This is a genomic window from Micrococcus sp. (assembly GCF_030523875.1).
Classification (GTDB): domain Bacteria; phylum Actinomycetota; class Actinomycetes; order Actinomycetales; family Micrococcaceae; genus Micrococcus.
Map to the genome: position 1 here is coordinate 55,996 of NZ_JAUNHR010000002.1, position 26,390 is coordinate 82,385.

28 protein-coding genes and 1 pseudogene are annotated in these 26,390 nt (G+C 74.6%); 16 read left to right on the forward strand and 13 right to left on the reverse strand.

The annotated features are described in order from the left end of the window. The 3 genes from Q4D18_RS00705 to Q4D18_RS00715 all read left to right on the forward strand — a co-directional run. The coding region (locus Q4D18_RS00705; protein ID WP_368389625.1) for a GNAT family N-acetyltransferase at positions 1-555 on the forward strand (555 nt) is incomplete at its 5' end. A 123-nt stretch (positions 556-678) separates the two neighbouring features. Next, on the forward strand, positions 679-1,926 hold the full coding sequence (locus Q4D18_RS00710) for a polysaccharide deacetylase family protein (RefSeq protein ID WP_303124806.1): 1,248 nt from the start codon (positions 679-681) through the stop codon (positions 1,924-1,926). Between the two features lie 103 nt (positions 1,927-2,029). Further along, positions 2,030-2,581, forward strand: coding sequence for a maleylpyruvate isomerase family mycothiol-dependent enzyme (locus tag Q4D18_RS00715; protein WP_303124808.1), 552 nt, complete (start codon positions 2,030-2,032; stop codon positions 2,579-2,581). Positions 2,582-2,585: 4 nt separating this feature from the next. On the opposite strand, the gene Q4D18_RS00720 is transcribed toward Q4D18_RS00715, so the two are convergent. Continuing rightward, positions 2,586-3,296, reverse strand: a complete 711-nt coding sequence (locus Q4D18_RS00720) for a low molecular weight phosphatase family protein (protein WP_303124810.1) — start codon at positions 3,294-3,296, stop codon at positions 2,586-2,588. Positions 3,297-3,415: 119 nt separating this feature from the next. After that, positions 3,416-3,766 (reverse strand): helix-turn-helix transcriptional regulator, encoded by a 351-nt coding sequence (locus Q4D18_RS00725; protein WP_303124812.1) that lies wholly within the window; start codon positions 3,764-3,766, stop codon positions 3,416-3,418. Positions 3,767-3,956: 190 nt separating this feature from the next. Here Q4D18_RS00725 and arsB point away from each other — a divergent pair, with 190 nt between their 5' ends. The 4 genes and pseudogenes from arsB (at position 3,957) to Q4D18_RS00745 (ending at position 6,394) form a co-directional block, all read left to right on the forward strand. Next, positions 3,957-5,021, forward strand: coding sequence for an ACR3 family arsenite efflux transporter (gene arsB / locus Q4D18_RS00730; RefSeq protein ID WP_303124853.1), 1,065 nt, complete (start codon positions 3,957-3,959; stop codon positions 5,019-5,021). Further along, positions 5,018-5,266: pseudogene (locus tag Q4D18_RS00735) on the forward strand (low molecular weight phosphatase family protein); the annotation flags it as partial. The gene arsB and the pseudogene Q4D18_RS00735, both read left to right, overlap by 4 nt. A 234-nt stretch (positions 5,267-5,500) precedes the next feature. Next, positions 5,501-5,893, forward strand: coding sequence for an arsenate reductase ArsC (locus Q4D18_RS00740; protein WP_303124855.1), 393 nt, complete (start codon positions 5,501-5,503; stop codon positions 5,891-5,893). A 75-nt stretch (positions 5,894-5,968) separates the two neighbouring features. Next, complete coding sequence (locus tag Q4D18_RS00745; protein ID WP_303124814.1) at positions 5,969-6,394, forward strand: iron chaperone; 426 nt, start codon at positions 5,969-5,971, stop codon at positions 6,392-6,394. 7 nt (positions 6,395-6,401) lie between these two features. Here the strand turns inward: Q4D18_RS00745 and Q4D18_RS00750 are convergent, their stop codons facing one another. The 4 genes from Q4D18_RS00750 to Q4D18_RS00765 form a co-directional block, all read right to left on the reverse strand. Further along, on the reverse strand, positions 6,402-7,103 hold the full coding sequence (locus tag Q4D18_RS00750) for a TVP38/TMEM64 family protein (RefSeq protein WP_303124816.1): 702 nt from the start codon (positions 7,101-7,103) through the stop codon (positions 6,402-6,404). A 133-nt stretch (positions 7,104-7,236) separates the two neighbouring features. After that, a complete protein-coding gene (locus Q4D18_RS00755) occupies positions 7,237-8,037 on the reverse strand; it encodes a GTP pyrophosphokinase family protein (protein ID WP_303124818.1) in 801 nt (266 codons plus the stop codon). A gap of 65 nt (positions 8,038-8,102) precedes the next feature. Next, positions 8,103-8,564 (reverse strand): thioesterase family protein, encoded by a 462-nt coding sequence (locus tag Q4D18_RS00760; RefSeq protein ID WP_303124820.1) that lies wholly within the window; start codon positions 8,562-8,564, stop codon positions 8,103-8,105. A gap of 19 nt (positions 8,565-8,583) precedes the next feature. Then, complete coding sequence (locus Q4D18_RS00765; protein ID WP_303124822.1) at positions 8,584-10,053, reverse strand: FAD-binding oxidoreductase; 1,470 nt, start codon at positions 10,051-10,053, stop codon at positions 8,584-8,586. 42 nt (positions 10,054-10,095) lie between these two features. Here Q4D18_RS00765 and Q4D18_RS00770 point away from each other — a divergent pair, with 42 nt between their 5' ends. The 6 genes from Q4D18_RS00770 (at position 10,096) to Q4D18_RS00795 (ending at position 17,363) form a co-directional block, all read left to right on the forward strand. After that, on the forward strand, positions 10,096-10,761 hold the full coding sequence (locus Q4D18_RS00770; protein ID WP_303124823.1) for an N-acetyltransferase: 666 nt from the start codon (positions 10,096-10,098) through the stop codon (positions 10,759-10,761). Positions 10,762-10,927: 166 nt separating this feature from the next. Further along, a complete protein-coding gene (locus Q4D18_RS00775; protein WP_303124825.1) occupies positions 10,928-12,664 on the forward strand; it encodes a glycerol-3-phosphate dehydrogenase/oxidase in 1,737 nt (578 codons plus the stop codon). 13 nt (positions 12,665-12,677) lie between these two features. Then, complete coding sequence (locus tag Q4D18_RS00780) at positions 12,678-13,400, forward strand: MIP/aquaporin family protein (RefSeq protein WP_303124827.1); 723 nt, start codon at positions 12,678-12,680, stop codon at positions 13,398-13,400. Between the two features lie 50 nt (positions 13,401-13,450). Beyond that, the gene (gene glpK / locus Q4D18_RS00785) at positions 13,451-14,983 is read left to right on the forward strand and encodes a glycerol kinase GlpK (RefSeq protein WP_303124828.1); all 1,533 of its coding nucleotides are present in this window, start codon (positions 13,451-13,453) and stop codon (positions 14,981-14,983) included. Between the two features lie 127 nt (positions 14,984-15,110). Then, complete coding sequence (gene glsA / locus Q4D18_RS00790; RefSeq protein ID WP_303124829.1) at positions 15,111-16,517, forward strand: glutaminase A; 1,407 nt, start codon at positions 15,111-15,113, stop codon at positions 16,515-16,517. Between the two features lie 111 nt (positions 16,518-16,628). Next, a complete protein-coding gene (locus Q4D18_RS00795) occupies positions 16,629-17,363 on the forward strand; it encodes a Pr6Pr family membrane protein (RefSeq protein WP_303124831.1) in 735 nt (244 codons plus the stop codon). A gap of 28 nt (positions 17,364-17,391) precedes the next feature. Here the strand turns inward: Q4D18_RS00795 and Q4D18_RS00800 are convergent, their stop codons facing one another. The 7 genes from Q4D18_RS00800 to Q4D18_RS00830 all read right to left on the reverse strand — a co-directional run bounded on the left by Q4D18_RS00800 (position 17,392) and on the right by Q4D18_RS00830 (position 23,901). Beyond that, on the reverse strand, positions 17,392-18,054 hold the full coding sequence (locus Q4D18_RS00800) for an SDR family oxidoreductase (protein WP_303124832.1): 663 nt from the start codon (positions 18,052-18,054) through the stop codon (positions 17,392-17,394). A 110-nt stretch (positions 18,055-18,164) separates the two neighbouring features. Next, positions 18,165-18,350, reverse strand: a complete 186-nt coding sequence (locus tag Q4D18_RS00805; protein WP_303124834.1) for a hypothetical protein — start codon at positions 18,348-18,350, stop codon at positions 18,165-18,167. Between the two features lie 330 nt (positions 18,351-18,680). Continuing rightward, positions 18,681-19,790: a siderophore-interacting protein gene (locus Q4D18_RS00810; protein ID WP_303124835.1), complete on the reverse strand. Its 1,110-nt coding sequence runs from the start codon at positions 19,788-19,790 to the stop codon at positions 18,681-18,683. Then, a complete protein-coding gene (locus Q4D18_RS00815) occupies positions 19,787-20,653 on the reverse strand; it encodes an ABC transporter ATP-binding protein (RefSeq protein WP_303124856.1) in 867 nt (288 codons plus the stop codon). The genes Q4D18_RS00810 and Q4D18_RS00815 overlap by 4 nt, the downstream gene beginning before the upstream one ends. Positions 20,654-20,664: 11 nt before the next feature. After that, on the reverse strand, positions 20,665-21,729 hold the full coding sequence (locus tag Q4D18_RS00820; RefSeq protein WP_303124836.1) for an iron chelate uptake ABC transporter family permease subunit: 1,065 nt from the start codon (positions 21,727-21,729) through the stop codon (positions 20,665-20,667). Continuing rightward, complete coding sequence (locus Q4D18_RS00825; RefSeq protein WP_303124837.1) at positions 21,726-22,826, reverse strand: iron chelate uptake ABC transporter family permease subunit; 1,101 nt, start codon at positions 22,824-22,826, stop codon at positions 21,726-21,728. The genes Q4D18_RS00820 and Q4D18_RS00825 overlap by 4 nt, the downstream gene beginning before the upstream one ends. Before the next feature lie 10 nt (positions 22,827-22,836). Next, positions 22,837-23,901 (reverse strand): iron-siderophore ABC transporter substrate-binding protein, encoded by a 1,065-nt coding sequence (locus Q4D18_RS00830; RefSeq protein ID WP_303124839.1) that lies wholly within the window; start codon positions 23,899-23,901, stop codon positions 22,837-22,839. Positions 23,902-24,027: 126 nt separating this feature from the next. Here Q4D18_RS00830 and Q4D18_RS00835 point away from each other — a divergent pair, with 126 nt between their 5' ends. From Q4D18_RS00835 to Q4D18_RS00845, 3 genes are all read left to right on the forward strand, one after another. Next, positions 24,028-24,780 (forward strand): ubiquinone/menaquinone biosynthesis methyltransferase, encoded by a 753-nt coding sequence (locus Q4D18_RS00835; RefSeq protein WP_303124841.1) that lies wholly within the window; start codon positions 24,028-24,030, stop codon positions 24,778-24,780. A 314-nt stretch (positions 24,781-25,094) separates the two neighbouring features. Beyond that, positions 25,095-25,829 (forward strand): response regulator transcription factor, encoded by a 735-nt coding sequence (locus tag Q4D18_RS00840; protein ID WP_303124858.1) that lies wholly within the window; start codon positions 25,095-25,097, stop codon positions 25,827-25,829. Between the two features lie 187 nt (positions 25,830-26,016). Further along, positions 26,017-26,390: WGxxGxxG family protein (locus tag Q4D18_RS00845; RefSeq protein WP_303124843.1), on the forward strand; the 374-nt coding region annotated here is incomplete at its 3' end.

A 26,390-nucleotide genomic window follows, 5' to 3' on the forward strand; every position in this document is an offset into this window, starting at 1 on the left:
CCCGCGCCCGTCCGCATCCGGCCCGCCACGCTCGAGGACGTCCCCGCCGTCGCGCGTGTGGCTGCGCTGACCTTCCCGGACGCCTGCCCGCCCACCACCCCGCAGGCGGCCAAGGACGAGCACATCGCCCGGAACCTCAACGAGGACGTCGTCGCGGGATGGATCGCGGACCCCCGCCACGCGGTGCACGTGGCGGTGTGCCCCGAGGGGCACGACGACGCCGGCGCCGTCCTCGGCTACGTCATGGCTGACCTGGCACCGGAGGAGGAGCCGGCCGTGACGGCCGCCGTCGGTCCGGACGCCCGCGTGGGCTGCCTGTCCAAGCTGTACCTGCTGCCCGAGGCGCGGGGCACCGGCGCCGCCGCGGCCCTGATGGCCGCCGGCCTGGACTCGATGCGGGCGGCCGGGCTGGGCCACGCGTGGCTCGGCACGTCCGTGGCCAACCACCGGGCCAACGCGTTCTACGAGAAGGTCGGGTTCCGCCGCGTGGGCGCCCGCCGGTTCATGGTGGGCGGCAACCCGGAGGAGGACCACGTCCGTCTCACCGCCCTCTGAGCCCCGCAGGGGGACGCGATCGTGACGCACCTGTGACGAGGCGGGCGTGGCGGGGGCGGCCTGCCTCCGGTCATCATGGAGGGTCGGCCCCGATGCGCCCCGGGCCGGCAGGAAGGTGATCCCGTGTCCCCCTCGCGCCGTCACGTGCTCTTCGGCGGATCCGCCCTGTCCCTGACCGCCCTGCTCGCCGCGTGCGCGCCGGGCCGGGCGGGGGCGCCGTCGTCGTCCGCTGCCCCGGACGGGAGCACCGCTGGCACGCCCGCGCCGGCCTCGTCCGGCCCGGCGGGCCCGCCCCCGGCCGGGCCGCCCACGCCCTGGGCGGACGTCACGCGCGTGCCGCACCTGTTCTTCCATTCCCTCGTGGTGGACACGGACCGCGCGTTCCACGCGCATGGGAAGGCGGACGGGTACCTCGACTACATGGTCACCCTCGAGGAGTTCCAGCGGATCCTGCCGCAGCTGTGGACCCACGGCTACGTGCTGGTCTCCCCGCACGAGCTCTACGAGGTGGGCGCGGACGACGTCGTGCGTCCCCGTGAGCTGATGGTCCCGGAGGGGCGCACCCCCCTGATCCTGTCCCTCGACGACTGCTCGTACTACGAGTACATGGAAGGGGACGGGTTCGCCTCCCGCCTCGTGGTGGCCGACGACGGGCGCGTGCGCACCGAGTACACGGACGCGGCGGGGAACACGGAGATCGGCGCGCACGACATGGTCCCGGTGCTCGACGACTTCGTGGCCGCGCATCCGGACTTCACGCTCACCGGGGCCAAGGGCGTCCTCGGCCTGACCGGCTACAACGGCGTGCTCGGCTACCGGTCCTCCCCGTCCCAGTACGCGGACAGCCCCACGCTCCAGGAGGACATCGCCGCCGCCCGCCGGGTCAAGGAGGCCATGGCGGAGGAGGGCTGGGAGTTCGCCTCCCACTCGTGGAGCCACAGGTCCCTGGGCGCCATGGACCTGGCGGACCTCAAGGCGGACTGCGAGATGTGGATCGCGGACGTCCAGCCGATCCTGGGGGAGACGGACATGCTCATCTACCCGTTCGGCGCGGACATCGCGGGCACGGAGACGTACTCCGGCCCCAAGTACGAGTACCTGCGCTCGATCGGCTTCCGCTCCTTCTTCCTCGTGGACGGCTCCGCCAAGGCCTGGGGCCAGCTCGAGCCCGGGTACTACCGGGGCTCCCGCATCAATGTGGACGGGATCAGCCTGGCCGCGGCCCTGGACGGCTCCCGCCCCGTCCTCGACGAGTTCATCGACTCCGCCTCCGTGGTGGACGACGCGCGGCCGGAGACGATCCACAGCCCGAGCTACGTCCCGCCGGGGGAGCGGCCCTCGCCCTCCGCACCGGCATCCGCGTCCGCCTGACGCTGACCCCGATTGGCCCCGGCGCGGGGGACCGGCCACAATGGGCACGCCCGGTGACGGACCGTCCCGCCCGGCCCCGCACCGCATCACCAGGAGGACGTGCATGACCGCCGAGACCACGATCGAGGGCCGCTGGAAGGCCTGCGCCGAGCCCTTCACCCAGCTGGTGCGCTCGGTGACCGACTGGGAGGCGCCCACCCCGTGCGAGGGCTGGAACGCCCGCGACCTGCTGGACCACGTGATCACCTCCGAGCGCGACTTCGCCGCCCGCCAGGGGCGCGAGATCCCCGTGTTCGACGGCTCCCGCAACGAGCTGTGGACCCAGTGGGTCAAGCACGCCTCCGCCGTCAGCGCCCTCGCGGGCGACCGCACGTTCGTGATGCAGGCGCTGGACACCGCCACCGGCGAGATGACCGTGGGCGAGGCCCTGCTGCACTACCACGGCTTCGACCTGCTGGTGCACCGCTGGGACCTGGCCCGCTCGCAGGGCCAGGACATGCGGTTCACGGACCTCGAGCTGGACAAGATCGAGCGCGCTCTGGACAGCTTCGGCGACCAGGCCTACCAGCCCGGCATCCTCGCCGGTCCCCTGCAGGCGCCGGAGGGTGCTGACCGCCAGACGCGCGTGCTCGCCCGCCTCGGCCGCGCCGCCTGAGCGGTCAGCGGCCCCCGGAGACCTCGCGCCAGAACGCGTCCACCCGGTCCTCGATCTCGGCGACGATCTCCTGCAGCCGCTCCCAGTCGGCCTCGGCCGGGTCGCCGACCGGCCAGTCCCGCGCGTCCTGATGCGGGGAGACGGGGCAGTCGTCCCCACAGCCCATCGTGATGACGTAGTCCGCCGCGGCGAGCACCTCGCCCGTGAGCGGCTTGGGGAACGCGTCCGCGGGGTCCGCGCCGATGTGTGAGAGCACCGGGGCCACGTTCTCGTGGATGCGATCGGCGGGCTGGGAGCCGGCCGAGCTGATCCGCAGGGCGTCACCGGCCCGGGCGGCCAGCAGGGCGGCCGCCAGCTGCGAGCGGCCCGCGTTCTGCACGCACACGAACAGCACGTGGGGCACGGCGCGGTGCTCCAGCCCCCGGGCGTCGGCGAGGGCCTCGAGCCGCTCGCGGGCGAACCGCACCGCGATGGACTCCCGGTGGGCCGGATCCGAGGCCATGGCGAGGAGCTCCTCGTGGGACTCCGCCACCACGCGCTCCACGGTGTCCTCGCCCAGCGTCGGCCCGAAGGTGCGCCGCAGCTCGGCTGTCCCGTGGGCCAGCATGCCCGCGTGCTCGCCGATCCGGGGGAGGGACCCGGAGAGGGGCGGGGGCTCGGAGGCGCGGCCCTCGGCGTCAGGCCGGGGCGTGGGAGGGGGCACGTCGGTCGTCATGGCGGGACCTCCTCGGGGGAGTGCTGCTTCCGTACTCCACGGTACGCCCGCGCTCCGAGCCCGCCCAGAGGGGGCGGGCGGGGGACGCCGTCCTCGTGCCGGCCCGGGCCGGCGGGCGGTCAGCGGGCGGAGGAGGCCGGGGCGGCCAGGAACGCGCGGGCGGCGTCGAGGGCCGAGGGGACCGCGATGTAATGCGCCCAGCGGCCGCGCTGTTCCCGGGTCACCAGGCCCGCCTCGGTGAGCTTCTTGAGGTGGTGCGACAGGGTCGGCTGGCTGATCCCGAGCGGCTCCGTCAGGTGGCACGCGCACACGGTGCCCTCGGGGGAGGCGGCCACGTGGGCGAGCACCCGCACGCGCGTGGGGTCCGAGAGCGCCTTGAAGACCGCGGCGAGGTCCGCGGCGGTCTCCGCCGGCAGCAGGCCCGGGCCGGAGGGGGCGCAGCAGGCGTCGACGGGGGCGGAGGCGGTCATGGCGGACCACTCTAGTGCCCCGAGCGGCCTGTCGCATTGACGGTCGTCGATACGACTGCCAGGATCATGCCGTCCCACACATCGACGCCCGTCGATGTGCCACCCCCTCGGCCGAGAGGTCCGCGTGAACCACGCACCCCGTCCCCCCGTCTCCGCTCCCGCGGCCTCCGCGGCCGGCGCGGACGCCCCCGTGACCGCCCGCCTGTCCACCCTCGACCGCTGGCTGCCGGCGTGGATCGGCCTGGCCATGGTGGCCGGCCTGGTCCTGGGCCGCCTGGTGCCCGGCCTCGGCGGGGCGCTCGCCGCCGTCGAGGTGGACGGCGTGTCCCTGCCCATCGCCCTCGGCCTGCTCGTGATGATGTACCCCGTGCTGGCCAAGGTGCGCTACGACCGCCTGGACTCCGTCACGGGGGACCGCCGCCTGCTCGTGGCCTCCCTCGTGCTCAACTGGGTCCTCGGTCCGCTGCTGATGTTCGCGCTGGCCTGGATCTTCCTCGCCGACCTGCCCGAGTACCGCACCGGCCTGATCATCGTGGGCCTGGCCCGCTGCATCGCCATGGTCATCATCTGGAACGACCTCGCGTGCGGGGACCGGGAGGCCGCCGCCGTCCTCGTGGCCCTGAACTCGATCTTCCAGGTGATCGCGTTCGCGGCCCTGGGCTGGTTCTACCTCTCCGTGCTGCCCGGCTGGCTGGGCCTGCCGCAGACCGGCCTGGACGCCTCCCCGTGGGACATCGCCCGCTCCGTCCTGATCTTCCTGGGCATCCCGCTGCTGGCCGGCTTCCTCAGCCGCGTGATCGGCGAGCGCCGCTGGGGCCGCGCCGCCTACGAGGGCTCGTTCCTGCCGAGGATCGGCCCGTGGGCGCTCTACGGACTGCTCTTCACGATCGTGGTCCTCTTCGCGCTCCAGGGCGAGCAGATCGCCGCCCGCCCGTGGGACGTGGCCCGGATCGCCCTGCCCCTGCTCGTGTACTTCGCGGTGATGTGGGGCCTGGGCTACGGCGTCGGCCGCGGCCTCGGCATGGGCTACGAGCGCACCACCACGCTCGCCTTCACCGCCGCCGGCAACAACTTCGAGCTGGCCATCGCGGTGGCCATCGCGACGTTCGGCGTCGCCTCCGGCCAGGCCCTCGCCGGCGTCGTCGGGCCCCTGATCGAGGTCCCCGTGCTGGTGGGCCTCGTGTACGTCAGCCTGTGGCTGCGCCGCCGCTTTCCCCACGCCGCCGACCGCACCGCCGAGGAGACCGCACGATGACCGCCGCCGACCGCCCCTCCGTCCTGTTCGTGTGCGTCAAGAACGGCGGCAAGTCGCAGATGGCCGCCGCCCTGATGCGCAAGGCCGCCGGCGACGCCGTCGCCGTCCACTCCGCGGGCACGCGCCCCGGCTCCGCGCTCAACGAGGGCTCGCGCGCCGCCGTCGAGGAGGTGGGCGCGACCTTCGAGGGCGAGCACCCCAAGCCGATCGACCCGTCCCTGCTGGACTCCGTGGACCGCGTGGTGCTCGTGGGCACCGGGGCCCAGCTCGAGCGGCCGGGCACCGCCCCCGTGGAGGTGTGGGCGACGGACGAGCCCTCCGAGCGCGGCATCGAGGGCGCCGAGCGCATGCGCCTGATCCGTGAGGACCTGGCGGCCCGCGTCCAGGGCCTGCTCGCCGAGCTCACCGGGGCCGGCGGTTGCGACGCCGACACCGCCGGCACAGCCCCCGCCGCGGGCGACGCCCACCGGCCCTCCGTCCTGTTCGTGTGCGTGCACAATGCGGGCCGCTCGCAGATGGCCGCCGCGTACGCCCGCCACCTGTCCGGGGGTGCCGTCGAGGTGCGCTCGGCCGGCTCCGCCCCGGCGGACACCATCAACCCGGCCGTCCACGAGGCCATGCTCGAGGAGGGCATCGACCTGGCCGGCGAGCGCCCGAAGGTCCTCACGCCGGAGGCCGTGCAGGCCTCGGACGCCGTGATCACCATGGGCTGCGGCGACGCCTGCCCCATCTACCCGGGCAAGCTCTACGAGGACTGGGTGCTCGAGGACCCGGCCGGCCAGGGTGTGGACGCCGTCCGCCCCATCCGGGACGAGATCCGCGGCCGGGTGGCCGCGCTGCTGACGGGGATGGGCGTCGACGTCGTCGCGTGAGCGGGCGCTAGCCTGGCCGTGATCCCGCCGGACGCCGTGCGGCGTCCGGCCCGCACGGACCCCAGGAGGCTCCCCATGTCCGAGTCCACCGGCTTCAGCGCGGCGGAGAGGGCCGCGATGGCCGAGCGCGCCGAGGAGCTGCGCGCTCAGCGCGGCGGGAAGAAGAAGGCCGAGGCCCTGCAGGACCTCGTGGCGAAGATCGAGGCGATGCCGGAGCAGGACCGCGCGATCGCCGTGGCCCTGCACCAGATCGTCGGCGAGGTGGCCCCGGACCTCGAGCCGCGCACCTGGTACGGGATGCCCGCCTACGCCCGGGGCAAGGACGTGGTCGTGTTCCTGCAGGTCAGCAGCAAGTTCGGGGTGCGCTACACCACGCTCGGCTTCAACGAGTCGGCGGCCCTCGACGACGGCGCCATGTGGCCCACCTCCTTCGCCGTGACCGCCCTGACCGACGAGGTCCGGGCCCGGATCGCGGACCTCGTGCGCCGCGCGGTGGGCTGAGCCCGGCTCAGCCCTCGGCGGGGACGGCGTCGTCGGCCAGCTCCCGGCGGGCGGCGCGCCACCGGCGAAGCCCCCACACGGTCATGCCCAGGACCACGAGCCACGCCGTGCCCACGATCGCCCCGGTGAGCACGCTGGGCTGCGCGGCGAACGCGCCCACCGCCACCAGGGCGACCTGCCCCGGCAGCGAGCCGAGCGTGGACGCGGAGGCGAACGTGCCGAAGGGCACCCCGAGCGCCCCCGCGCCGTAGTTCACCGGCCAGTACGGCAGGCCGGGGGCCACGCGCAGGGTGAGGACCGCCAGGAACCCGGCGCCCTCCATCTGCTCCTCCACCCGGCCCCGGTGGCGGCCGAGCATGCGCAGGGCGGTCTCCTTCCCCAGCAGCCGGGCCAGCCCGTAGGCGGCGGCGGAGCCGAGCATCGCGCCGGCCACCGAGTACAGGGAGCCCTCGACCGCGCCGAAGAGCACCCCGGCCGTGAGTGCCATGACGGTCACGGGGATCGGGGTCACGGCCACCACGGCGTAGAGGGCCGTGAACGCCGCCCCGCTCCAGAAGCCGAACGCCTCCAGGCGTCCGCGCAGCGTCTCCAGGTCCGGCAGGCGCACGTGGAACGCCACCCAGATCAGGGCGATCACCACGACGACGAGCGCCGTGTTGCGCACGAGCGTGCCCCATGCGGGGGTGCTGGGGTCGGCGGGGGAGCTCACCGAGTCAGCCTAGGGCGTGCGGGGGCCGCCCCGCGGCACCGGACCCGGACCGTTGTCCCCAGGTGTGGACAGCCGTGTGGACAACCCTGTGCACGAGGGGCCGGCATATGTGGAGGACGTGTGGACGGCGGCCTCAGGCGTGGCCGTGCCAGTCCTCCTCGTCGTCGTGCTCGGGCGGTGAGGCGACGTCGTGCACCTGGTGGTGCAGGTGCTCCATGCGCCCGTCCAGATCCGCGGCCACGCGCGCCGCGGCGGCCAGCTCCGTGGTGATGGACGGGGGCACGTCCCCGGCGAACTTGTAGTTGATCTTGTGCTCCAGCGACGCCCAGAAGTCCATGGCGATGGTGCGGAACTGCATCTCCACGGTCACCGGCAGCGTGCCTGTGGACAGGTGCACGGGCACCTGCACGAGGCAGTGCAGGCTCCGGTAGCCGCTGGGCTTGGGCCGGCGGATGTAGTCCTCCACCTCGAGCACGCGGATGTCCGGCTGGGAGGTGAACAGGCGGAACACCCGGTACACGTCCTCCGTGAAGCTCACGATCACGCGGGCGCCGGCGATGTCCGTGACCCCGCGGCGCAGCGCCTCCAGGTCCAGGGACAGCCCGCGCTCCGACGCCTTGCGCAGCAGCGACTCGGGGGACTTCACGCGCGTGGTGATGTGCTCGATGGGGTTGTACTCGTGCAGGTGGGCGAACTCGTCCTGCAGGGTCTCCAGCCGCGTCTCCACCTGCAGCAGGGCGGAGCGGTACTCCAGGTCGAACCGCTCCACGTCCGAGCGCAGGCTCTCCAGGGCCTCGGCCACCGGGGGCGGCAGGCGGGTCAGGTCCGCCAGCGGCGTGGTCTGCAGCGCCTCCAGCGCCGTGGAGGCGGGCACGCCGGGGTCGCCGGGGCCGTCGACCGGCTCCGGCGCGGGGTGTCCCTCGTCACCAGACATGGGTCCGAGCCTAGGGGTGCACCCTGGGAGCGCACTGGGCCGTCCACAGCATCGGGCGGCGTCCCTCAGGCGCCCGCGGCGGTGTCCTGGCTGCCGTCCTCCGGCTCGATCAGGACGGCCTCGAGAAGGGCGCGCCGCGCGTCGGAGTGGGGGACGGGGCGCGCGGTGTCGGCGTCCACCACCACCATGGCGGCGTCGCTGGACAGGCAGCGGCGGCCCTCCTGCCACAGCTCGTGGTGGAGCGTGTAGGAGGTGCGGCCGATCGCGGAGACCCACACCCGCGCGGTCAGCTCGGGGCCGTACTGCACGGGGGCGTCGTACTCCGTGGTCATGGAGCGCACGAAGCGCATGACGCCGTCGTCGCTCCACTCGCCCCACGCCCGGGAGGCGCGCACGCGGGCCTCCTCGGTGAGGGTCAGCAGGCGCACGTTGTTCACGTGGCCGTAGGCGTCCTGGTCGGACCAGCGCAGCTCGATGCTGCCCTCCCAGGGGGTCGACGGGCGCGGGTCGGGGGTCTGCTCGCTCATGCCCCGGACGCTACCCACCTCAGCGGGCCGGGGTGAACACCTTGCCGGGGTTGAGGATCCCGTGCGGGTCGAACATCGCCTTGATCCGCTCCTGCAGCGCGTGCTGGGCGTCCCCGAGCTCGTCCTTGAGGAACGCGCGCTTGAGCAGCCCCACGCCGTGCTCGCCCGTCAGCGTGCCGCCGAGCTCCAGGCCGGCGCGGAAGAGCATCCCCGCCGCCTCCCACACGGCCTCCGGGATCTCCCCGGCTCCCTCCCCGCCCACCCGGGACGCCTCCCCGAACAGCAGGATGGGGTGCAGGTTGCCGTCGCCGGCGTGCGCGGTGGTGGGGATCCGCAGCCCCGTGGCCTGCTCGATCCCCCGGATCCGCGCGAACATCTCCACCATCCGCGAGCGCGGCACCGCCACGTCCTCCACGAGGGGGGTGCCGAGCGCCTCGAGCGCGGGGAACGCGGTGCGGCGCAGAGCCACGAGCCGGTCGGCCTCCACCGGGTCGGCGGTCACCGCCACGTCGCCCCCGGCGGCGCGGGCCAGCTCGGCCATGCGGTCGGCCTGTGCGGCGGCGCCCTCGCCGTCGGCCTGGACCAGCAGGAAGGCGCCGCTGCGCGGGAGGTGCGTGGCGTCGTCGTCGGAGGCGTGGGCGCGGACCGCGGCGAGCGTGGCCTCGTCCATCAGCTCCATGATCGCCGGGACGAGGCCGTCCCCGGTGATCGCGGCGGCGGCCGCGGCGCCGGCGGTCACGTCCGGGAAGAACGCGCCCACGGTGTGCACCGCGCCCGGCACGAGCGGGCGCAGCGCCAGGGTGGCCCGCGTGATCACGCCGAGGGTGCCCTCGGAGCCGATCATCAGCGCGGTGAGGTCGTAGCCGGTGACGCCCTTGACGGTGCGGTGCCCGAGGGACAGCACGGTGCCGTCGGCGAGGACCACCTCGAGGCCCAGCACGGCCTCGCGCGTGACGCCGTACTTGGCGCACAGCAGGCCGCCGGCGTTCATGGCGATGTTCCCGCCCACCGTGGAGATGTCCTTGGACGCCGGGTCCGGCGCCCACCACAGCCCGTGCCCGGCCAGGTGGGCGTTGAGCGCGCCGTTGAGCACCCCCGGCTCCACGACGGCGACGCGGTCCTCCGGGACCACCTCCAGGATCCGGTCCATGCCGGAGAGGTCCAGGACGAGCTCCCCGGCGCCGGCCACCGCACCGCCGGCCAGGCCCGTGCCCGCCCCTCGGGTGACGAGCGGGGTGCGCGTGGCGTGCGCCGCCCGGCACGCGGCCTGCACGTCGGCGGTGGTCCGGGCGCGGACCACGGCCAGCGGGGCGGCGGCGGAGCGGTGGCCCGAGCGGTCCGTGCGGGCCGCCTCCAGGGCGGCGGGGGAGGTGTCCACGACGTCGCCGAGCTCCGCGCGCAGGCGGGCGACGACGTCGCCGTCCGCCGCGGGTGCCGCGGCTGCGGAGGAGGCGGGTGTGGCGGGGGAGGGGGACGTGGCGCCGGTCATGCCCCCAGCATCCCACCGCCGCCGTTGCCTAGGGTGGAGCCCATGTCCGACGTCGCCCGCCCGCCCCGCCCCCTGGTCACCTCCCTGCGCCCGGACGGGCTGGACCGCGACGCCGTGGCCCGCGTGGCCGGCGCCCTCGCCGAGGCGTTCCTCACGGACCCGTACACCGTCTCTTTCCTGCCGCGCAGCCGCCGGCAGGAGCGCCTGGCGGACATGTTCGACCGGATGGTCCGGGACACCCTGCGCCCGGACCCCGCCCGGGACGGGCAGGTCCGCGGCGTGGTGGACGTGGCCGTGGACCCGGCGGACGGCACGCTGCTCGGCGCGGCCGTCTGGGACCGCCCCGAGGCGCCGCGGGGGATGGACCTGGTGGGCACCGTGGCCGCGACGCCGCGCATGCTGCGGGTCATGGGGCGTCACACCCTGGACCACGTCCGCACCGAGGCCGAGTGCCAGCGGGCCCGCCCGCGCGTGGCCCACTGGTACCTGCGGGAGCTGGGCACGCGCCCGGCCGCCCGGGGCCGCGGCGTGGCCCGCGCCCTCGTGGAGCGCCGCCGGCGCGACGCGCGGCAGGCCGGCGTCGGGATCTACCTCGAGTCCTCCACGCGCGCCAACGTGCCCGTGTACGAGCGGCTCGGCTTCCGTGAGACGGGGCCCGTGACGGCCCACGGCACCGAGGACCTCACCGGCATGTGGTGGGAGGCCTGACCGGGGATTCCGCCGTGGGCGTGGTGTCCACGTGGATATCCACGGCCCGGAGTGGCATCATCGACGACGGCCCCCACTGAAACCGGGTCTCAATGCCTGAGATCGAGTCTGCGCGGGCCGCGTCACCGAACGGTGACGCCCGTCGACCCCCAAGGAGCGCCACGTCGTGCCGACCCTGCGAACCGTCCCCCTCTCCGCCGCCACGCGGGAGGACCACCTCGCCCGTCTCCGGGCCACCACGCCGGAGGCCCCCCTCGACATCCTGATCGTGGGCGGCGGCTCCACCGGCGTGGGCGCCGCGTTCGACGCCGCCACCCGCGGCCTCGACGTCGGGATCGTGGAGGCCCGCGACTGGGCCTCCGGCACCTCCTCGCGGTCCTCCCGCCTCATGCACGGCGGCCTGCGGTACCTCGAGATGCTGGACGTCAAGCTCGTCTACGAGGCGCTGCGTGAGCGCGACCTGCTGCTCACCCACACGGCGCCCCACCTGGTGCGCCCCCTGCGCTTCGTGTTCCCGTTCTTCCACAAGGTGATCGACCGCGGCTTCATCGGCGCCGGCGTCACCATGTACGACGCCATGCAGTCCCTCGGCCGCCGCCGCGCGGTGGGCGTGCACCGCCACCTGAGCCGCCGCTCCATGGCCGCGACCTTCCCCTCCCTCGACGACGAGAAGATCGTCGGCGCGGTGGAGTACGCGGACGCCCAGTTCGACGACGCCCGCCTGGCCATGATGCTCGTGCGCTCGGCCGTGGACCACGGCGCCCTGGCCGCCAACTACACCGCCGTCGTCGACTACCTGCGCGGCGAGGACGGCCGCGTGCAGGGCGTGCGCGTCCGCGAGGAGACCTCCGGCGAGGAGTTCGACGTGCACGCGCGCGCCGTCATCCTGGCTGGCGGCGTGTGGACCCAGGAGCAGCAGGAGCTCGCCGAGGCCGACGGCGGCCTCGAGGTGCTCGCCTCCAAGGGCTCCCACATCGTCGTCCCGCGCGAGCGCATCCGCGCCGACGCCGCCACCGGCGTGATCACCAAGACCGAGAAGTCCGTGCTGTTCCTCATCCCGTGGGACGAGTACTGGGTGATCGGCACCACGGACACCCCCTGGAAGGAGGACGTGGCGCACCCGGCCACGACCTCGGACGACATCGACTACATCATCGAGCACGCCAACGCGGTCCTGAAGGAGGACCTCACCCGCGACGATGTGATCGCCACCTACGCGGGCCTGCGTCCGTTGCTGCAGCCGGTCACCGGCTCCGACGGCGCCTCGACCAAGATCTCCCGCGAGCACACCGTCACCGAGGTGTCCCCCGGGCTCACCGCCGTGGCCGGCGGCAAGTGGACCACCTACCGGGCCATGGCCGAGGACGTCGTGGACTTCGTGGTGCGCGAGACCCACTCGACGCGTCCCAGCCTCACCGAGCACACCCCCGTGCTCGGCGGCCTCGGCTACTCCGAGATCGAGGCGCAGGCGGACCGCATCGCCGCCGACTACGGCCTGGACGAGGCCCGCGCGGACCGTCTGCTGTCCCGCTACGGCACCGTGCTGCGCCTCGTGCTCGACCTGATCGACGCCGACCCGTCCCTGGGCGCCCCGCTCGCCGAGGCCCCGCGCTACCTGCGCGCCGAGATCGTCTACGCCGCCCGCGCCGAGGGCGTCGTCCACCTGGACGACGTCATCGAGCGCCGCACGCGCCTGTCCACCGAGGTCCGCGACCGCGGCGTCGCGGCGGCCGAGGAGATCGCGTCCCTCGTGGCCCCCGAGCTGGGCTGGGACGACGAGCGCACCGCCGCGGAGATCCGCGCGTACCAGGACCTCGTCGACGCCCGCCTGCGCGGCGAGAGCGCCCACGACGACGGCACCGCCGCCGCCGCCCTGGCTGCGGCCGAGACCACCACCCCCTGAGAGGAGCCCGCCCATGGGCACGATCTTCCTGTACGAGATCGCGGGCACCGCGATGCTGCTGCTGCTCGGCGTCGGCGTCGTCGCCAACGCGATCCTGACCAAGACCAAGGGCAACGGCGGAGGCTGGCTGCTCATCAACTTCGGCTGGGGCCTCGGCGTCTTCGCGGGCGTCTACGTGGCCGGCGCGACCGGTGCGCACCTGAACCCCGCCGTCACCGTCGGCATGCTCGCCAGCGGCGCCGAGGAGTACGCCCCCGGCATCGCCGTGAACCCCGGCACCACGCTCGCCTACTTCGCGGCGCAGCTGATCGGCGCCTTCCTGGGCGCGGCCCTGGCCTGGCTGGCCTACCGCGACCACTACGCGGCGGAGACGGACCAGGGCGCGATCCTGGGCACCTTCGCTACCGGCCCGGAGATCCGCAACCCGGTGTGGAACATGGTCACCGAGGCCATCGGCACGTTCGTGCTGGTGCTGGTGGTGCTGATGTTCGGCAACACGCCCTCCGGCCTCGGCCCGCTGGCCGTCGCCCTGCTCGTGGTCGGCATCGGCGCGAGCCTCGGCGGCCCCACCGGCTACGCCATCAACCCGGCCCGTGACCTCGGCCCGCGCCTGTTCCACGCCGTGGCGCCGATCGCCGGCAAGGGCGGCTCCGACTGGGGCTACGCCTGGGTGCCGATCGTCGGCCCGCTGCTGGGCGCGGTCCTCGCCGGCCTCGCCTCCACGGCGCTCGTCTGAGCACCCGAGCGCACACCCCCACCCCCACCCCCGCTTCGAAGGAGGAGCCCATGTCCGCCCCGCAGTACGTCATGGCGATCGACCAGGGCACCACGTCCACCCGCGCCATCCTGTTCGACCACGACGGCGCCATCGTGTCCACCGGCCAGCTCGAGCACGAGCAGATCTTCCCGCGCGCCGGGTGGGTCGAGCACGACCCCCAGGAGATCTGGCGCAACACCCGCGAGGTCATCGGCCAGGCCCTGTCCCGCGCCGAGGTCACCCGTCACGAGATCGTGGCCGTCGGCGTCACGAACCAGCGCGAGACCGCCGTCGTGTGGGACCGCCGCACCGGCAAGCCGGTCTACAACGCGATCGTCTGGCAGGACACCCGCACGCAGAAGATCTGCGACCGGCTGGCGGGGGAGGAGGGCCCGGAGAAGTACAAGGAGCGCGTCGGCCTGCCGCTGGCCACCTACTTCTCCGGCCCCAAGGTGGCCTGGATCCTGGAGAATGTGGAGGGCGCCCGGGAGGCGGCCGAGCGCGGCGACCTGCTGTTCGGCACCACGGACTCGTGGGTCATCTGGAACCTCACGGGCGGCGTGGACTCGGGCGTGCACGTCACGGACGTGACCAACGCCTCCCGCACCATGCTCATGAACATCGACACGCTCGACTGGAACGAGGACATCTGCCGGGACATGGGCATCCCGATGTCCATGCTGCCGCGCATCGCCAGCTCCTCCGAGGTCGTCGGCCACGCCGCCGGCCACCAGCTGCTCCGCCAGGCCCCGATCACCGGCATCCTGGGCGACCAGCAGGCCGCGACCTTCGGCCAGGCGTGCTTCGAGGTCGGCCAGGCCAAGAACACCTACGGCACCGGCAACTTCGTGCTGATCAACACCGGCGAGGAGCTCGTCCGCTCCGACAACGGCCTGCTCACCACGGTGTGCTACCGGATCGGCGACGAGAAGCCGGTGTACGCGCTCGAGGGCTCCGTGGCCGTGACCGGCTCGCTGGTCCAGTGGGTGCGCGACAACCTGAACCTGATCAGCAGCGCCCCGGAGATCGAGGAGCTCGCCCGCGAGGTGGAGGACAACGGCGGCGTCTACCTGGTGCCGGCGTTCTCCGGTCTGTTCGCCCCGCACTGGGACTCCACGGCGCGCGGCACGATGGTGGGCCTGACCCGCTACGTGACCAAGCACCACATCGCCCGCGCCGTCCTCGAGGCCACCGCCTACCAGTCCCGTGAGGTCGTCGACGCGATGAACGCGGACTCCGGCGTGGACCTCACGGAGCTGAAGGTCGACGGCGGCATGGTCATGAACGAGACCCTCATGCAGTTCCAGGCGGACCTGCTGCGGGTCCCCGTGATCCGCCCGAAGGTCATCGAGACCACCGCGCTGGGCGCCGCCTACGCGGCCGGCCTGGCGGTGGGCTTCTGGAAGTCCACCGAGGACGTCGTCGCCAACTGGCAGGAGGACCGCCGCTGGGAGCCGACCATGGACGAGGAGAAGGCCGAGCGCCTGCTCCGCCTGTGGAAGAAGGCCGTGGACCGGGCCCGCGAGTGGATCGACGAGGACGTCGAGGCCCTCGAGGCCTGAGACCGTCCGTCGACCGGCCGGGGCCGGGGGCGTCACGCTCCCGGCCCCGGCCGGCCCGTAGGCTAGGCCGGCCGGTCCCGTGCGCCCCGGGCCGGTCCGTGCCGACTCGGCCCACCCGGAAGGACCCATGCAGCACCCCGTGCAGGACTACCTCGCCTCCCTCGTCGACCGCCTCCGCGCGGAGCAGGGCGGCGAGCTCGCCACGTACATCCCCGTGCTGGCCGAGGCGGACCCCGAGCGGCTCGGCGTCGCCATGGCCACCGTCACCGGGCGCGTGCACTGCGCCGGGGACGCGGACACCGAGTTCACCATCCAGTCCGTGTCCAAGCCCTTCGCGTACGCGGCCGCGCTCGTGGACCGCGGCGCGGAGGCCGTGGACGACGCGGTGGGCCTGAACCCCTCCGGCGAGGCCTTCAACGAGCTCTCCCTCGAGGAGCAGTCCAAGCGCCCGGACAACGCCATGATCAACGCGGGCGCGCTCGCGGTGCACCAGCTGCTGGTGGGCCCGTTCGCGGGCCGCCAGGAGCGGATCGACCGCGTGGTGGGGCTGATGTCCGCGCTGGCGGGCCGGCGCCTCACCGTGGACCGGGCCACCTACGAGTCGGAGATGGGCGCCTCCGACCGCAACCTGGCGCTGGCGCACATGCTGCGCAGCCATGGGATCCTGCACGACCGCGCCGAGGACGTGGTGGCCGGGTACATCGCCCAGTGCTCCGTGCTCGTGACCGTCCGGGACCTGGCGGTCATGGGCGCGTGCCTGGCCTCCGGCGGCGTCCACCCCCTCACGGGGGAGCGGGTCCTGCCGTCCCTGTTCTGCCGTCAGGTCCTCTCCGTGATGTCCTCGGCGGGCATGTACGAGGCCGCCGGCCAGTGGATGGCGCACGTGGGCATCCCGGCCAAGTCCGGCGTCTCCGGCGCGGTGCTCGGCGCCCTGCCCGGCCAGGCCGGGATCGCGGTGTTCTCCCCGCCGCTGGACGCGGCCGGCAACTCGGTGCGCGGCGTGCTGGCGTTCGAGCGCATGTCCGAGGACCTGAACCTGCACGTCATGGAGGCGGACGCCCTGGGCGGCACCGTGGTGCGGTTCGTCCGCCGCGAGGGGGACACCGTGCTCATGCACCTGCAGGGCGTCATCCGCTTCGGCGGCGGCGAGGCCGTGGCCACGGCGATGGCGGACCTGGGCACCGGCGCCGAGCCCGCCGCGGGCGACTGGCAGAGCCCCGAGTACCCCGAGTGGGAGGACGAGGTGCTCGGCGCGATCGAGGGCGTGGCGGCCGAGCACGGGGACCGCGTGCCCCGCGAGGACGAGGACCCCGCCCTGGCCGTGGCCGCCGCCACCGGGGACGGCTCCGTGCGCGAGGCCGCCGCCGTCCGCGAGGAGGAGGGGCCCATCCGCACCGTGGTGCTCAGCCTCGAGCGGGTGGACCGCATGACCCGCGTGGGACGCCACCTGGTCTCCGAGGGTATCCGCCGGCTCGAGGCCGACGGCGTGGACGTCCAGGTGATCGACCCCGACGGGATGCTCGGCGCCGCCTGACCGGCCCCCAGCGTGGGGCGTGTCACCCGACCGACGACTTCCGTTCACCGGCTGTTCACCTTAGGCTGGGGTGTCGCCCGACATCCCACCCCTGAACCGCCGAGGTCCCCCATGCCCGCCTGGCTCCGCCGCATCGCCGAGACGTCCGCGCCCGCCGCGCGACGTCGTCGTGCCGTGCCGCGGGATCCCGGGCCCGGCCGTGCCGCCCGCGCCGGGTGGTGGGCCGCCGGGGCGCTGCCGCTGGCCGGGTGCCTGACCTCGTTCCCCATCGGGGCGTCCAAGCCGACCATGGTGATCCCCGGCGTGGGCTACCGGGGCGGCTTCGCGGCCGGCTGGCAGCACGCGGTGAACCAGCCGGCGTACTTCACGTGGCTGTCCAACGCGATGGTCGCCGCCACCTCCCTCACCCTCGCCGCCCGCCGCACCGCGCCGACCTCGGACGCGTTCTGGGCGGTGCGCACCGCGGGCTTGGGCTCCGTGATGGTCACGGGGATCGTGTACAACGGCCTGCTGCGCGGCATGGAGCAGGACACGGCCCTCTACCGGTTCAACGACGCCGTCCAGCACATCGTCAACCCTGTCCTCGCGCCCGCCGTCTGGGCGGCGTTCGACCCGCACGGGCAGATCACGGCGCGCCGCGCGGGGCTGGCCTCGGTGATCCCGCTGATGTGGGCGGCCGTCACGCTGGCCCGCGGCGCCCGGATCGACTGGTACCCCTACCCGTTCCTGGACGTGCCCCGCATGGGCTACCGGGGCGTGGGCGTCGCCCTCTCCGTGGTGCTCGCGGGCTTCTCCGGGCTGCTGGGCGTGCTCGGCCAGGTGGACCGCCGGCTCGCCGCCCGCTGACCCGCGGCACGGCGACGCCGGACGGGCCTCACGCGCCGGCCGGGAACACCTCGCGGATCGGCGTCGGCCCGTCGATGAACTCCACCTGACGGCCCACGGCGTCCGGGGCCTCGAGCGCGGCCACGATCATGCGGGCCACGTTGGAGCGGGAGGTGGAGGAGTCCCCGCCCTCGGCCACGTCCGGGTCCACGGCCACGGCACCCGTGGGCTCGTCGAGGGTGAGGGCGCCGGGGCCCAGGATGGTCCAGTCCAGGTCCGTGCCGCGCAGGTGCTCGTCCGCCTCCGCCTTGGCCTGGGCGTACGCGTGGAAGTCGTGGCCCTCCGGGACGCCGTGGTCCAGCGATGCGCCCAGGTAGGAGACCATCACGAAGCGCTGCGCGCCCGCCGCCCGGGCGGCCTCCATGGAGGCGATCGCGGCGTCCCGGTCCACGGCCTTCGTCCGGGCCGCGTCCCCGCCACCGGCGCCGGCGGACCACACGACGGCGTCCCGCCCGGCGAGGGCCTGCTCCAGCTCCGCGGGGGAGGCGTGCTCCACGTCCAGCACGAGGGGCTCGGCGCCGGCGGCGCGCACGTCCTCGGCGTGGTCGGGGTTCCGGATGACCGAGGTGACCGTGTGGCCGGCCTCGGTGAGCAGGGGTGCGGCGAGCAGGGCGACCTTGCCGTGGCCGCCGATGATCAGGACGTCCGCCATGGGAGTCCTCCTTCGTCTCGGGTGCGGCCCGGGTGGCCGGGCCTCTCGACCGGCACAGCGGGGGAGCGGGGCAAGATATTCCGGACCGGTGGGGCATCGTGCGGTTGACTTCAACGGTGATCGCGACAGGGACTGATGCACCCATAGGTGACAGCCGTCTTCACGCCGACCACGTCGCGGAGGAGCTCGAGCCAGAACGAGGCGGTGTCGCCCTTCTCATAGCCGCGGCCGGCCCACTTCGCGGCGAAGGCCTTGGCCGCCTTCTTTCGCTCGACGGGGGTGAACTGCGGGGCCATCGGGGCCTCATCTCATCGGTGAGCGGGTGAGTCCTGTGCAGTGTCGCACGTCCGGGTTGCACCGGCGGTGGGACGCTTGTCTTCCTTAGTCCGCTGCGCGCCCGTCGAACCCGAAAGCGGTATCCAGGTAGAGCTTCTTGTCTTGCATGTTTTCCACGACGGCTCGCTCGCAGCCCGGCATGGGGGCGGGCAGTGCATCGAGGGGAAACCACTGCAGGTCAGATATTTGTCCGATTTCCAGATGAACGGCCGGCCGTGCCAGTCCCGGCAGGTCAAGAAGCGCTTCACGCGTTGGCCTCCTGGCACGCGGCCGCCGTCTCCGCCAGCCCGTCAGCTCTCCGCCTGGCCCCGCCGCCAGTACCCCATGAAGCTCACGTTCTTCTTGGGGATGCCGCCCTCGCCCACGGCCAGCCGGCGCAGGGCGCGCACCATGCCGGACTCCCCGGCCAGGAACGCGTAGGTGTCCGGGCGCTCGTCGCCGGTCACGGGCTCCAGCTCCGCGAGGGTCCACTCGCGGGCCTCCCCCTCGGCGGGCGGGGCCTCCGCCGCCACGTCCTGGCCGCGCCCCACGCCCAGCAGCGCGGCCAGGCGGCGCAGCGCCCACGCCCCGGTCGTCAGGCCGTCCGCCGCGTCGGCGCCCGGCCGGGCGCCGTCGTCGTGTCCCGCCACGGGCGTGCGGCCCACGTGCAGGCGCACCCGGCCGTGCTCGGCCACGTCCAGGGGGCGGGACTCGTCCCACGGCTCCGGCACGGCCAGGCGCCCCGCGATCAGGTCGCCCAGCTCCACGTCCGGGTCCAGCTCCAGCACGATGTCCGCCTCGCCGTCGAACCCGCCGAACGGGTCCGCCAGCTCCTCCGCCACGGACACCAGCGCCGGGGCCGCCGTCGCGTCCCCCACGGCCAGCACCCGCCTCGCCCCCGTGTCCCGCCAGCCCGCCCACGCCGGGGCCCCGGCGCTCGGCACCAGCACGTTCACGGACTCGCCGGCCGCCACCGTGCGCGCCCACCGCAGGCCCGGGCCCTGGTGCGGGTCCCGGGTGTCCTCCGGGTCCCCGTGCAGCACGACGTCGATGGTCAGCGCCGGCACCTCCTTGCCGTCCACGCGGGTCCGCCCCGCCGAGCGCACCGTGTACGTGCGCATCCAGCCGCGCTCCTCCTCCGGCAGCGCCGTGAACCCCGCCCGGAACCCCTCGGACAGGTCCGGGTCCGGGGACACCCCGCCCGGCGGCGGCACCAGCACCTTCAGGTAGGCGTCCCGCCGCGGCCGGCTGCCGTGGTAGATCGCGTGCAGGTCCGGGACCCCCGGCGGCAGGGTGCCGAGCAGGTCCGCACTGGCGTGCTCCAGGTCCGCTCCGGCCAGCACGATCCGCCGGAACCCCCGGCACGGCTGGCTGGTGGACACCACCCGGGTGCGCGCCACGAACATCGCCTCCGCGCTCATCCGCGGTCTCCCTTCCCTCGGGGCAGCACCACGGGGTGGCCGAGCAGCGGGTCCGCCACCACGTCCGCGTCCAGTCCGTACACCGCCGACAGCACCTCCGGCACGATGACCTCCTCCGGGGTGCCCTGCGCGGCCACCCGCCCGTGCGCCATGGCCACCACGTGGTCCGCGGAGCGCGCCGCCAGGTTGAGCTCGTGCAGCACGGCCACCACGGTGGCCCGCTCGCCCGCCCCGGTGGGGTCCGGCAGTCGCCGCACCAGGTCCAGGACCTCCACCTGGTGGCTGAGGTCCAGGTAGCTGGTCGGCTCGTCCAGCAGCACCACGGGGGTGCGCTGCGCCAGCACCAGGGCCAGCCACGCGCGCTGGCGCTGCCCGCCCGAGAGCGTGGCCACCTCCCGCCCGGCCAGTCCCGTCAGGTCGGTGCGCTGGAGCGCTTCGGCCACCGCCGCGTCGTCGCCCGAGGCCCGGCCGCCGAACAGGCCGCGGTGCGGGTGCCGGCCGCGCTCCACCAGCTGCGCCACCGTCATGCCCTCCGGCGCCACGGGGTGCTGGGGGAGCAGCGCCACGGTGCGCGCGTAGTCCCGCGCGGACGCCGCGGCGGCGTCCGCGCCCAGCACCTCCAGGGACCCGGCCCGCAGCGGCAGCTGACGGGTCAGGCCGCGCAGCAGCGTGGACTTGCCGCAGCCGTTCGCCCCGATGACGGCCGTCACCCTCCCGGCGGGCAGGTCCAGGTCCAGGGGACCCACCACGGGCGGGGCGGACGCGGGGCCGTAGCCCAGCTCGACGCCGCGCAGGCGGACGGCAGGGGGCGTCCCGGCCTGGCCGCCGGCGTCCGCGAGGGGGTGCGGCGCGGCGCGGTCCATATCGTCGATGCTCATGCTCGGATCACGTCTCCAGTCGTCCGGCTCGGGCGCAGCAGCAGCCAGAGCATCAGCGGGGCGCCGGCCGCGCCGGTCAGCACGCCGGTGGGCAGGGCGGCGCCGTCGGCCAGCAGGCCCACCGCCTCCGCCGCGAGCAGGTCGGCCAGCACCACGATCACGGCGCCGCTCAGCGCGGCCGCGGACACCGACGCGCGGCCGCGGGTGAGCCCGCGCGCCACGGGCGTGGCCAGCAGCGCCACGAACGCCAGGGGGCCCACGGCGGCCGTGGCCGCCGCCGCCAGCACGGCGCCCAACGCCAGCGCCCCCGCGGACGTCGGCCTGGGCCGCGCGCCCAGAGCGTGGGCCATGTCCGGTCCCAGGTCCGCCGGTGCGAGCCGTCCGTGCAGCCATCCGGCCAGGGGCAGCGCCGCCGCGATCACGGCGGCCAGCAGGCCGATCCGCCCCCACGTCACGCCGTTGAGGCTGCCGGCGAGCCACACCGTGGCCGCCTGCAGGTCGTTCTGGGACAGGCTCAGCAGCATCCCGGCCACCATGGCCTGGCCCGCCGCCGCCACCGCGATGCCGGCCACCACGAACCGTTCGCCGCCCACGGAGCGCGCGGCCGCGAACACCGCCGCCGCGGCCGCCAGCGCACCCGCCAGGGCCAGTGCGGCCCGCGCCAGCTCCGAGGCGCCCCCGACCTGCCCGGCTGCTGCGGCCGTGCCCAGCACGACGGCGGCGGCCGCCCCCGAGGTCACGCCCAGGATGTCCGGGGCGGCCAGAGGGTTGCGCAGCGTGCGCCGGTACAGCGCGCCCGCCGCTCCCAGGGCGACGCCGGTCAGGGCCGCCGCCACGGCCCGCGGCAGCTTCTCCTCCAGCACGATGAAGCCGGCCCCCGGGATCGTCTCGCCGCCTAGGATCCGCACCAGGTCCGGGACGGTCACCTGGTAGGTGCCCCACACCACGCGCAGCAGCATCAGCGCCGCCAGCAGCACGGCCAGGCCCCCGCAGGCGAGCAGGGTGCGCCGGGCCGCGGCCCGGCGCAGGTGCGCGACGGCGTCGACGGCGGACCGGCTCACGACCCCACCCCCGTCCGTCGCAGCAGCACCAGCAGCACGGGCACGCCGAGCAGCACCGTGGTGACGCCCAGGTGGATCTCCGCCGGGGCGACCACCAGGCGCCCGGCCAGGTCCGCGAGCACCACCAGCACCGCGCCCCACAGGGCCGAGCCCGCCAGGAGCGCGGGCGTGGTGGGCGGGCGCAGCCGCCGCAGCGCGTGCGGCACCACCAGCCCCACGAACCCCACGGGCCCGGCCAGGGTCACGGCCGCGGCGGTCAGCGCCACGACGGCGGCCAGCAGCACCGCGCGCACGCGCGCCGGACGGCTGCCCAGGCCGTGGGCGAGGTCGTCGCCCAGGGCGATCGCGTCCAGGCCCGGGGCGGCGGCCACCGCGACGAGCACGCCGACCAGGACGACCGGCGCCAGCAGCAGCGCGTCGGACAGGTCGGTGCGCGCCACCGAGCCCACCGTCCAGAAGCGGAGGCGGTCCCGCACCACGGGGGAGAGGACGAGCAGGGCGGTGGTCAGCGCGGTGGCGCCCGCCGTCACCGCCGCCCCGGCCAGCACCAGGGCCACGGGCGAGGGCGCGCCCGGGGTGCCGGCCGCGCGGGCCGCGGCGCCCGCCACCGCGTAGACCAGCACGGCGGCCGCCAGCGTGCCGGCGGTGGCCCGGAGCATCACGGCCGGCACCGGCGAGGCCACACCCGCGGCCAGGCCCGCCGCCCCGGGCAGGGCCGCCCCCGCGGACAGCCCCAGCACGCCGGGGTCGCCCAGCGGATTGCGCGTGGCGCCCTGCAGGGCGGCCCCGCCCACCGCCAGCGCGGCGCCCACCAGCGCCGCGGTCACGGTGCGCGGGACGCGGGACGCCACCGCCGCGGCGTCGATCCCCGCGGGCGCCGGGGCGCCCCCGAGCAGGGCGCCGAGCGTCTCCAGCGCCGTGCCGACCGGGACCGTCCGGGCGCCGAACGCCACGGAGGCCACGGCCGCGACCAGCAGCAGCGCCAGCGGCAGCAGGCCCGTCAGGACGCCGGAGCGGCCGGCGGCGGGCACGCCGCGGGGCAGGGGCACCGGGTGGGCGGGCGGCGGGCCCGGGAGGACGGGGGAGCGGGGGGCCATGGGGGGAGGGTCAGCCCTTCGCGGCCTTGGCGGCCTCGGCGATCGGCGGGACGACCTCCGCGAGCGCGTAGGGCAGGGACAGCGGGGAGATCGCGGAGACGGACAGCACCTGCTGCTGGTCCGTCTGCAGCACCAGGCCGCCGTCCTCCACCGCGGGGATGGCGGACAGCAGGGGATCCTCCTCGATGGCCCGGCGCACGTCCTCGGACTGCGCCCACGAGACCAGCACGTCCGAGTCCAGCTCGTCCGCGCGCTCGGGGGACCAGGTGAAGAAGAACGCGTCGTCCTCCGGGGAGTTCTCCGTCACCACGGGGGCCTGCTCCATGCCCAGCAGCTCCAGGAACTTCGGGCGGTTGTCCGTGTCCGTGTAGATGCTGATCTGGTCCGCGGCGGCCGGGTCCACGGTGCCGTAGACGAATGTGGTGCCCTGGAGTTCGGCGTGCTTCCGCCCGGCGTCCGCCACCTGCCGCTCCAGGTCCGCCACGAGCTCCTTCGCCTCCTGCTCCTTGCCGAGGACGCGGCCGACGATCTCCGTGGACTGCTGCCAGGAGGTGCCGAACGCCGGGACGTCCTTCGGGTAGGCCACGGTGGGGGCGATCTTGGAGAGGCGGTCGTAGTCCTCCTGGGTGATGCCGGAGTACACGGCCAGGATCACGTCCGGCTGCACGGCGGCGATCGCCTCGGCGTCGATCCCGGAGGCCTCGGACCACAGGGCGGGGAACTCCCCGCCGACCTGCTCCAGCTTCGCGTCGAACCAGTCCGTGGACCTGCGCTCGTTGCCGCCGAACTCCACGGCGGCCATGCCCACGGGCACCACGCCCAGGGCCAGGGCCACGTCCTGGTTGACCCAGGAGACGGTGGCCACCCGCGTCGGCCGGGCCGGGATCTCGGTGGTGCCGTAGACGTGCTCCACGCTCACGGGGAAGGCGCCGGCGTCCGCGGATCCGGAGGTCGGGGCGGGCGCGGAGGAGGACGACGACGATCCGGCGGGTCCGGTGGAGCAGCCGGCCAGCAGCAGGGCCAGGCCGGAGCCGCCGGCGGCGAGGGCGGAGCGGCGGGACAGGGGCTGGGGCATGGGGGCCTCTCGAGAGATGCCGTCGCACGGACGGGTCGATTAGGTGACGCGCGTATGCGCTAATCCGGGAGGTTAGCCCAACCTAAGTCCACGGCACAAACGCAGTGCGCCCGCTACCGTGGAGGGGTGAGTGAGACCTCCCCCCTGCCGCGCCCCGCCTCCGCCGCCCCGTCCCCCGACGCGGACCACGGCGCCCGCGTGGCCTCGATGTTCGACGCCGTCGCCGGCCGGTACGACCTGATGAACGCCGTCATGACGTGGGGCCAGGAGCCGCGCCTGGTGCGCCGCACCGTGGAACGCGCCAACATCCCCTCCGGCGTCGGCGCGCGCGTGCTGGACCTGGCGACGGGGACGGGGGACCTGGCCCTCGAGATCCTCAGGCGGCACCCGGACGCCGACGTGGTGGGGGCGGACTTCGCGCCCGAGATGATGGAGGTGGGCAGGGGCCGCAAGGGCGGGGACCGTGTGGAGTGGGTCGTGGCGGACGCCATGGACCTGCCCTTCGCGAACGAGGAGTTCGACTCGATCACCCATGGCTACCTGCTGCGCAACGTGGCGGACATCCCCGCCACCCTCGCCGAGCAGTTCCGGGTCCTGCGCCCCGGCGGCTGGGTGGCCGCCCTGGAGACCTCTCCGGCGCCGGACAACATCGTCAAGCCCTTCTCCAGCTTCTACATCCACCGGGTCATGCCGCGTCTGGCGCGGCTGATCGCGGACCAGCCCGAGGCGTACGAGTACCTCTCCTCCTCCACGAAGGCGTTCCGCACCCCGGAGGAGGTGGCGGACCTGTTCGCGGATGCGGGGTTCGTGAACGTGGGGCACGAGCTGTTCATGTTCGGCACGCTGGCCGTGCACTGGGCCATGAAGCCGGTGCACTGACCAGCCTCTATGACGGATCTCAATGAGGTGGCCCTCACCGTAATCTGAGCATCTGCGGAGTAGCATGACGATCCACTCACGGTGTGGAGCGTCCCCATGGGGATGCCTCCGACGCCGAGCTGGACGGTGCGGGGGCGGTCCCATCCCCTCCGCGCCTCGCGCCGTCCTGCCACCCGCGGGGCACACCCGCGCCGCCGCCCTTCTCACCGGAGGTCCACGGCAGCGGCGTCCCGGCAGGGTGCGGACCACTGTCAGCGATCATGAAGGGACCCGCTCCTGTGAGCACTTCCCAGCACACCGTCTCCCCCGCCTCCATGTCCGAGCTGCGTCAGGTCCTCCCCGACCTGGCCCACCCGGACGGCTCCTCGGTCCGCGCCCTCGTGGTGGACGCCGAGCCGCTCGTGGCCGACCTGCTCTCCATGGGCTTCTCCCTCTGCGGCTGGGAGACCCAGGTGGCCCGCGACGGCGCCATGGGCGTCCAGGAGGGCACCCGGCGCCGCCCCGACCTGGTCATCCTCGACACGCAGCTGCGGGACATGGACGGCCTTCAGGTCCTCGCGCGCCTGCGCGCGCACTGGGCCGACCTGCCGGTCCTGGTCCTCACCGCCCAGGCCGGGTCCGAGGACCGCATCGCGGCGCTGTCCGCCGGCGCGGACGACGTCGTCGCCAAGCCCTTCGCCGTGGAGGAGGTGCTCCTGCGCGCCCACCGGATCGTGCAGCGCTCCGGCCTGGCCGCGGTCTCGGGCGAGGAGCTCGTGGTGGGCGACCTCATCATGAACACCCGCACCCACGAGGTGACCCGCGGCGGCGACCTGATCCAGCTCACCGCCACGCAGTTCAACCTGCTGAAGTTCCTCATGGCCAACGTGCGCACGGTGCTCTCCAAGGAGCGCATCCTGCAGGACGTGTGGGGCTACGACTTCCGCGGCCGCGCGAACATCGTGGAGCTCTACATCTCCTACCTGCGCAAGCGGATCGACGCCGGCCGCGAGCCGATGATCCACACCGTGCGCGGCGCCGGCTACGTGATCCGCCCCGTCGAGTCCTGACGCGGGCGGCGGTCGCTGGAACGGCCGTCACGTGAAACATCACGCAACAATGCGGCCTGACAAGGGTTTTCCTTTGACCGGGGAAGTGCGTAACGTGAGCCCCTGTTGCTCGTCGAGCAACGCCTCGGGCGCCTCCCGGGGTGCATCACCCAGAGTTGGACGCAGCGACGTCCGCGAGAGGAGCACCATGCAGTTCCGCAAGACCGCCACCGCCCTGACCCTGAGCGCCGCCGTGCTGATGGGTGCCGGCGTCCCCGCCGCCACCGCCCAGACCACCGCGCCGGCCACGCCCACCGCCACCACTCAGACCACCTCCCCGGCTCCGGCCGAGCGCGAGGAGCAGCCGCGCGACGAGGACAACGGCGACTGGGGCCTCTGGGGCCTGCTGGGCCTCCTCGGCCTCGGCGGCCTCCTGGGCCGCAAGAAGAAGCACGAGACCCCCGTGCGCCAGCAGCCCGTCCACGAGACCCACCGCGTGGACACCAACACCACCACGAACCACACCGACGGCCGCGTCACCGACGCCACGGACCGCCTGCGCGGCACCGACGGCCAGCGCGG